Below are 7055 nucleotides of genomic sequence, written 5' to 3' on the forward strand. Positions count from 1 at the left end.
CGAGGGGAAGCGACTTCTGCGATTCGCACCCCTTAACCCGACAGTCTCCTAGGCGTCAAGTATCCTGCCATTCGGCAAATGACTCACGCGAACGTGGCGTCTGCGTTGGCTCAAAAGCGTCGCTGGACGACGAAAGGGTTATGACCTCTCCACTCACCTCGGTATCCGGCCACCTGGTGGCCATTGGCGGTGCCGAGGACAGAACATCCGAACTCGAAATCCTCAGACGGGTTTTCGCCCTGGCTCCTGCGGATAACCACGAGGTCGCCGTCATTGCCACGGCGAGCAGCATACCCGACGAGGTGCTGCCCGATTACGAAGCCGCCTTCTCTCGTCTGGGCGCCAGCCGCGTCCATTCCCTGAGCATACGCGACCGCCGCCAGGCGGCTGACCCCGATACCGTCCGCCTGATCGAGCAGAGCGGCGTGATCTTCCTGACCGGCGGCGACCAGCTCCGCCTGACCAACGTGATGGGTGGCTCGGCGACCCTGGAGGCCATCCGCCAACGCTTGCAGGCAGGCGCGGTGGTGGCAGGCACCAGTGCCGGTGCGGCGGCCATGCCAGGCACCATGATCTATAACGGCGCCGCCGCCGATGCCCTGCGCAAGGGCGCCGTCAACATGACCTCTGGCCTCGGACTCGTCAGAGGCATGATCATCGACAGTCATTTTCTCGAGCGCGGGCGGTTCACGCGCCTGATGGAGGTCGGGGCGAGCAACCCGGAACACCTGGGCGTGGGCATTGGCGAGGATGCCGCGGTGATCATTCATCCCCACGGCATTCTCGAAGCCATCGGCTCGGGCCATGTGATCATCATCGACAGCCGCGACCTGGCGAGCTCGAACATTGCCGACCTGTCCATCGGCGAGCCGGTGGCGGTCGAGAACATGACCCTCCACGCAATGGTCAGCGGCCACGGGTTCGACGTAATGGCGCGACGCTATCTCATTGCCGAAGAACTGAGTGCCATTCTCGCGGAGAGACAATGAACATTCTCGAGCATCGGGCCCTGCGCGGCCCGAACTACTACAGCCGCTACCCGGCGATCTACCTGCGCCTGGACATCGGTGATCTCGAGGAGCAGCCGAGCGATACCGTCCCCGGTATCGTCGAGCGCATCACGGCCCTGCTGCCGACTCTGCAGGAACACCGTTGCTCGGTGGGCCGCCCCGGTGGCTTTCTGGAACGACTGGAGCGGGGTACCTGGGCCGGTCACGTCGTCGAGCATGTGGCCATCGAACTCCAGAACCTGATCGGCTTCTCGGTCGGCTACGGCAAGACCATCGACAGCTACGACACCGGCATCTATAACGTCGTCTATCGCTACCGGGATGAAGCCTGTGGCCTGGCCGCCGGGGTCGAGGCCGTCGATCTGGTCGAGCGGCTGTTCGCCGGCGAGGCGATCGACATGCCGGCCATCATCGACCGCCTGAGGCAGGTGCGCGACGCCCACATGCTGGGGCCCTCCACCGCCGCCATCGTCGACGCCGCCGACCAGCGTGGCATTCCCCATACCCGCTTGAGCGAGGAAAACAGCTACATCCAGTTCGGCCATGGCCATCGGCAGCAACGCATCCAGGCAACGGTGACCGGCCATACGGATCTGATCAGCTACGGCATCGCCGACGACAAGGCCTGGACCAAGCAGCTACTCGGTGATGCCGGCATCCCGGTTCCCCGGGGGCGTGTATGCGACTCCTTCGACGAGGCGCTCGAGGCCGCACGCAGCATCGGCTATCCCGTCGCGGTGAAGCCGCTGATCGGCAACCACGGCCGCGGTGTGAGCACCAATATCGAGGATGAGCAGGCGCTGCGTGATGCCTTCGATATTGCCGCCCATCGCAACCCGTCGGTGATCGTGGAGCAGTACATCCGCGGCGAGGACCATCGCCTGCTGGTCATCGACGGCAAGCTGGTGGCCGCCGCGAGGCGTCGCCCGGCGCATGTGCTCGGCAATGGAATCGACACCCTGCAGGCCCTGGTCGACGCGGAGAATCGGGATCCCCGTCGCGGCATCGGCCACGAGAACCTTCTGACCCAGATCCAGATGGATGAGCAGGCGCTGCGGATGATCGGCCAGCAGGACCTGACCCTTCAGAGTGTCATCCCGGCCGGCGAGATGGTCTTCCTGAAGCCGACGGCGAACCTGAGCACCGGAGGCACGGCCACGGACGTGACCGACGACGTTCATCCCGAAGTACGCTTCGCGGCGGAGCGCATCGCCCGCCTGGTCGGGCTCGACATCATCGGCATCGATCTGCTGGCCGAGACCCTGACCCGGCCGCTGGAGGAGCAGTCTGCGGCGGTCGTCGAGGTCAATGCCGGCCCCGGCTTTCGCATGCACCTCTCGCCGACCCACGGGCAGGGCCGGGATGTGGGTCGCCCGGTGATCGACATGCTGTTCCCGAACAGCAAAGCCGACGGACGCATCCCCATCGTTGCGGTAACCGGCACCAACGGCAAGACGACGACGGTGCGCGTGATCTCACACCTGCTGCGCCAGGCGGGACGCAACGTCGGCATGGCCTGTACCGGCGCCATCGAGATCGACAGCCACGTCATCATGCGCGGCGATTACAGCGGGCCACAGGCGGCGGCCATCGTGCTGCGCGAGCCCACGGTCGAGTGCGCCGTACTCGAGGTGGCCCGCGGCGGCATCATGCGCCGCGGCCTCGGGTTCGACGAGTGCGACGTGGGTGTCTTGCTCAATATCGCCAGCGACCACCTGGGTGAACACGACATCCATACTCTCGATGAACTGGCGCGCTGCAAGACCGTGGTGATCGACGCCGTCCGCCAGGGCGGTACGGCCGTGCTCAATGCCGATGATCCCAGGGTGCTGGCCGGCCAGGAGTGGGCCCGTGGCGATATCATCTTCTTCACCCTGGACCCCGACTCACGCCCCGTCCGCCAGCATGTCCGCGACCAGGGGGTCGCCTTCACGGTCAACAATGGGCGCATCGTGATGCGTCAGGGCCAGATCGAGGCCGAGGTGATCCCGGTGGTGGACGTTCCGATCACCTTCGAGGGACACGCCCGCTTCAATGTCGCCAACGCCCTGGCCGCCAGCGCCGCGGCCTTTGCCCTGGGGCTCTCCATCGCCGATATCCAGATGGGCCTGCAAACCTTCCATCCCACTCCGGGACAGAACCCCGGGCGGACCAACCTCATCGAAGCCGACGGCATCAAGGTCCTCATCGATTACGGGCACAACGTGCCGGCGCTCGAGGCCCTCGCCGAGCTGGTCGGCTGCATTACGGCCCGGCGCCGGATCAGCGTGGCCAGCGCCCCGGGGAATCGTCGCGACGAAGACCTGTTCACGCTGGGCACCCTCTTCGCCCGGATGCACGATGTCGTCTACATCTACGAGACCGACCCCCGCGGACGCACCGTCGGCGAAGCCGCCGGCCTGCTCCGCGACGGCGCCGAATCGGTGGGCGGCGCGTGCCGGGTGGAAATCATCATGGAGGAGGCCCGGGCCGTCGACAGGGCCTTCGATGAAGCGAGCGCAGGCGACCTGCTGGTACTGCTGATCGACGACATCGAAGGCGCCATCGAGCGCTTCCGGGGTCGGCGCTTCACGTCTCCGGCACCGACGGGTCCCAACGGTGAGCCGGCATGATGCCTCTCGATGAGCGTGACGCTCCCCTGCTGACCCTGCTGCGCGTCGGGCGAATCTTCGCGCCGGAGCCCCTGGAGGCCAACGAGATCCTCATCGCCGATGGTCGGATCGCGGCGCTGGGTCGCGATCTCGCCATGCCGCAAGGTTGGCCGGTGCGCCTGGTGGAGGCTCGCCACCTCACCGCCGTCCCCGCCTTCATCGACCAGCACGTTCACGTGACCGGAGGCGGGGGCGAGGGGGGCTGCGGTACCCGCTGCCCGGCAATCACCGCCCGGGAGATCGCCGCCATGGGCATCGGCACCGTGGTGGGCGTGCTGGGCACCGACGGCATCAGTCGTTCGCCGGCGGACCTGCTGGCCAAGGTGCGCGGGCTCAGGGCCGAGGGTATCGCGGCCTACATGTACACGGGATCCTATCGGGTACCGCCACCGACCCTCACCGGCGACGTACAGCGCGACCTGGCTTGGATCCCCGAGGTCATCGGCCTGGGCGAGATCGCCATCTCGGATCATCGCTCCAGCCAGCCTCGCCAGGACGAGATCGAGCGTCTGGTCAGCGAGGTCCGGGTCGGCGCCATGCTGGCCGGCAAGCTGGGCATCTGTCACTTCCATGTCGGCGATGGCAAGCGGGGGCTCGAGCCACTGCGCCGCCTGCTCACCGAGACCGAGATCCCCGCCGAGCAGGTGATCCCTACCCACGTGAACCGCCATCGCGACCTGCTCGAGGAGGCCGCCGACTATGCGCTGAGCTTCGATGCCAGCGTGGATGTGACCGCCTTCGACGACGCCGACGAGGACGACCTGAGCGGCTTCGGTGCCGTATCGCGGCTGCTCCGACGGGGCGTCCCGGTCGAGCGCATCACCATGAGCTCCGACTGCAACGGCAGCCTGCCCGAGTTCGACGAACGGGGCACCTATATCGGCATGCGAGTGGCGGGCAACACTACCCTGATCGCGGACTGGCAGCGCCTGGTCCACGAGGAGGTGCTGCCACTGGAGCAGGCCCTCGGCCTGATCTCGGGAAACGTGGCGCGGGTGCTCGGGCTCGAGGCACGTAAAGGCCGCCTGGCCGTCGGCCATGATGCCGATGTGACCCTGCTCGACGACGACCTCCAGCCGCAGCAGACCTTCGTGGCAGGGAAACGAATCTACGCCGTTGACCCTTGACTACCGAAGATCCTCGCGCCCGGATGACGGCGGCGGCGTCCTCACCTCGGCCCAGTCGGCCAGGCGGCGGCCCAGCCAGATCAGCCCCCAGACGGCGAAGGGCACCACGAACATCACCAGGATGCCCCAGTCGCGGGTGTTGATCAGCCAGGCCAGCGGAGTGATCACCGCCAGGGCGATCAGCAGACCCAGGGCGACGGCGATTGCGGGACGTCGATTCGGCATGGAGGCGTTGCTCATGATGTTCGCTCCTCAGTAGCCGATGATCTGGCGGTAGATGCCCGGCAGCGCCAGGGCCAGGTGTTCGGGCCGGTTGACGATGGCGTAGCTGCCGCGCCCGAACAGGTGCGAGACGTACTGGTGCGCCTCGCGATCCACGGTGACGCCGAACACCCGCACCTCCTGCTGGCGCGCCTCGAGCACCGCCTTGCGGGTGTCCTCGATGCCGTAGCGCCCCTCGTAGTAGTCGGTGTCGTTGGGCTTGCCGTCGGTGATCACCAGCAGCAGGCGGTGGCGGTTGGGTCGCCTGGAAAGCTCCCGGGTCACGTGGCGGATCGCCGGCCCCATGCGGGTATAGTGACCGGGCTTCAGCGCCGAGACGCGCCGCGCCACCCGCTCGCTCATGGACTCCTCGAAGGTCTTGAGGGTATTGACCCACACCTTCTGTCGGCGGTGGGAGGTGAAGCAGTGGATGGCGTAGTCGTCGCCGCAGCCGGCCAGGCCGTGGCCCAGCACCAGCAGCGCCTCCTTTTCCACGTCGAGCACCCGGCGATCGTCCAGCCAGGCGTCGGTGGAGAGCGAGACATCCACCAGGATATCCACCGCCAGGTCGCGAGCCTGCTCGCGGGCCGACATGTAGAGGCGGTCGCTGGCCTCGCCGGTGGCGGCCAGGTCACAGCGCGAGCGGATCACCGCATCCATGTCGAGCTCGTTGCCGTCGACCTGGCCGCGCAGGATCTCGCGGCGCGGACGCAGCGCCTCGAACTCCCGGCGTACCCGGCGGATACGCCGCCGGGTGGCGTCGTCGGGCTCCCACTGCTCGCCCTCCTCGCTCTGCAGGTCGGTGATCACCTGGCAGTGGTCGGGCAGATAGCGCTGCTTGCGGTAGTTCCACTCCGGGTAGAGCTGCTTGCCGCGCAGCCGCTCGCCCAGCGCCTCGTCCGGCGGCAGGTCGAGGTCGACCTTGAGCCGGGTCGCCGCCCGCTGCTTGTGGGGGCTGATGACGATCTCCTCGATCTGCTCGGCGGCGCGCTTGGCCTCCTCGTCCTCGTTGTCCTCCACCAGGCGGTTGAGGTTCACCATCTCGGTCCAGGAGAGCATCTTCTCGAAGCGGTTGGCGACCAGCGGGTCGTCGCGCTCCGACTGGTCCTGGTGGCGACGCTCGGCCTTGCGCTTGCCCTCGCTGGCCTGCTGGGCACTGTTGGCCTCGCCGTCGTGGGGGTCCTCGTCGTCCTCCTCGCGGCCGTGGCCCAGGCCCAGGTCGACCACCTGGCCCCACAGCGGCACCGGCAGCGGCGGCCGATAGCCCCGGGGGGCCTGGAAGGGCGCCAGGGCCACCTCCGGATCGGCTACCGCCGCGGCCATGGAGGCAGCCCAGCCCTCGAGAGGGGAGTCATCACCCAGCAGGGCGCGCAGCGTGGCTTCCAGGGCCTGCTCCATGGGCGGCAGCTTGCGCCGTACCGGCCGCACCGCCAGCAACGCCCTGCACAGCTCGCGATAGCGCCCGGTGAGGCCGGGGAAGCGCTCGAGGGCCGCCTCGGTGGTCCGCATCGCCTCGCGCAGCCGCGCCAGGTCATCCTGCAGCGGGTCGGCGTGGCGCTCCGGATGCCGGGCCACCGCCAGGTAGGCGGTCAGCCAGAAATAGAGGTCGCGGTTGAGGCGCACCTCGGGGAAGACATCCAGGGTCGGCGGCAGCAGCAGGTGCTCCTCGTCGCGACGCGCCTGGTCCACGGCCTCGTCGTCGAAGCCGAGCCGCTGGCGCAGCGAGAGCCGATGCGCCGAGCTGCGCGCCACGATGGCGGCCACCTCCAGGCCGCACTCGCCACCGCTGGCGCGGAAGAAGACGCCGAGCACATGGCGCAGCTCCTCCAGGGGCACGGCGGCCTCGGGATAGCGCCGATAGCTGGCGGCACTGGAGGCCCAGCGGTGCCAGTGGCGGCCGACGAACTCCTCGACCTCGAGAAAGTGCAGCATGGCGGTCTCCCCCCTCGGCTCAGCCGAAGGTTGCGTTGATGGCTTCCAGCAGCCCTTCCTGGACATCCAGATCG

The 7055-nt window shown here is 67.9% G+C and carries 5 protein-coding genes; 3 read left to right on the forward strand and 2 right to left on the reverse strand.

What is annotated here, in order from left to right; translation table 11 throughout:
* Positions 1–140 precede the first annotated feature (140 nt).
* Genes IBX53_RS13510 through iadA form a run of 3 tightly spaced genes read left to right on the forward strand, consistent with a single transcriptional unit; the run spans position 141 to position 4788 of the window.
* Positions 141–989, forward strand: coding sequence for a cyanophycinase (locus tag IBX53_RS13510; protein ID WP_290910109.1), 849 nt, complete (start codon positions 141–143; stop codon positions 987–989).
* Entirely contained in the window at positions 986–3622 is a 2637-nt protein-coding gene (gene cphA / locus IBX53_RS13515; RefSeq protein ID WP_290910111.1) for a cyanophycin synthetase, read from the forward strand. Before IBX53_RS13510 ends, cphA begins: the two co-directional genes overlap by 4 nt.
* The gene (gene iadA, locus IBX53_RS13520; protein WP_290910113.1) at positions 3619–4788 is read left to right on the forward strand and encodes a beta-aspartyl-peptidase; all 1170 of its coding nucleotides are present in this window, start codon (positions 3619–3621) and stop codon (positions 4786–4788) included. Before cphA ends, iadA begins: the two co-directional genes overlap by 4 nt.
* On the opposite strand, the gene IBX53_RS13525 is transcribed toward iadA, so the two are convergent.
* Together IBX53_RS13525 and IBX53_RS13530 are read right to left on the reverse strand one after the other, a co-directional pair.
* The gene (locus IBX53_RS13525; protein WP_290910114.1) at positions 4789–5028 is read right to left on the reverse strand and encodes a hypothetical protein; all 240 of its coding nucleotides are present in this window, start codon (positions 5026–5028) and stop codon (positions 4789–4791) included. It abuts the gene before it with no gap.
* A 12-nt stretch (positions 5029–5040) separates the two neighbouring features.
* The gene (locus IBX53_RS13530; protein WP_290910115.1) at positions 5041–6981 is read right to left on the reverse strand and encodes a VWA domain-containing protein; all 1941 of its coding nucleotides are present in this window, start codon (positions 6979–6981) and stop codon (positions 5041–5043) included.
* Positions 6982–7055: the final 74 nt, after the last annotated feature.

The organism is Halomonas sp. (assembly GCF_014859505.1).
Taxonomy (GTDB): Bacteria; Pseudomonadota; Gammaproteobacteria; order Pseudomonadales; family Halomonadaceae; genus Halomonas.

Excerpts from the sequence above, each read along its gene's own strand:
- IBX53_RS13510 (WP_290910109.1), top strand. The coding sequence starts at position 141 with ATGACCTCTCCACTCACCTCGGTATCCGGCCACCTGGTGGCCATTGGC.
- IBX53_RS13530 (WP_290910115.1), bottom strand. The coding sequence starts at position 6,981 with ATGCTGCACTTTCTCGAGGTCGAGGAGTTCGTCGGCCGCCACTGGCAC.
- cphA (WP_290910111.1), top strand. The coding sequence starts at position 986 with ATGAACATTCTCGAGCATCGGGCCCTGCGCGGCCCGAACTACTACAGC.
- IBX53_RS13525 (WP_290910114.1), bottom strand. The coding sequence starts at position 5,028 with ATGAGCAACGCCTCCATGCCGAATCGACGTCCCGCAATCGCCGTCGCC.
- iadA (WP_290910113.1), top strand. The coding sequence starts at position 3,619 with ATGATGCCTCTCGATGAGCGTGACGCTCCCCTGCTGACCCTGCTGCGC.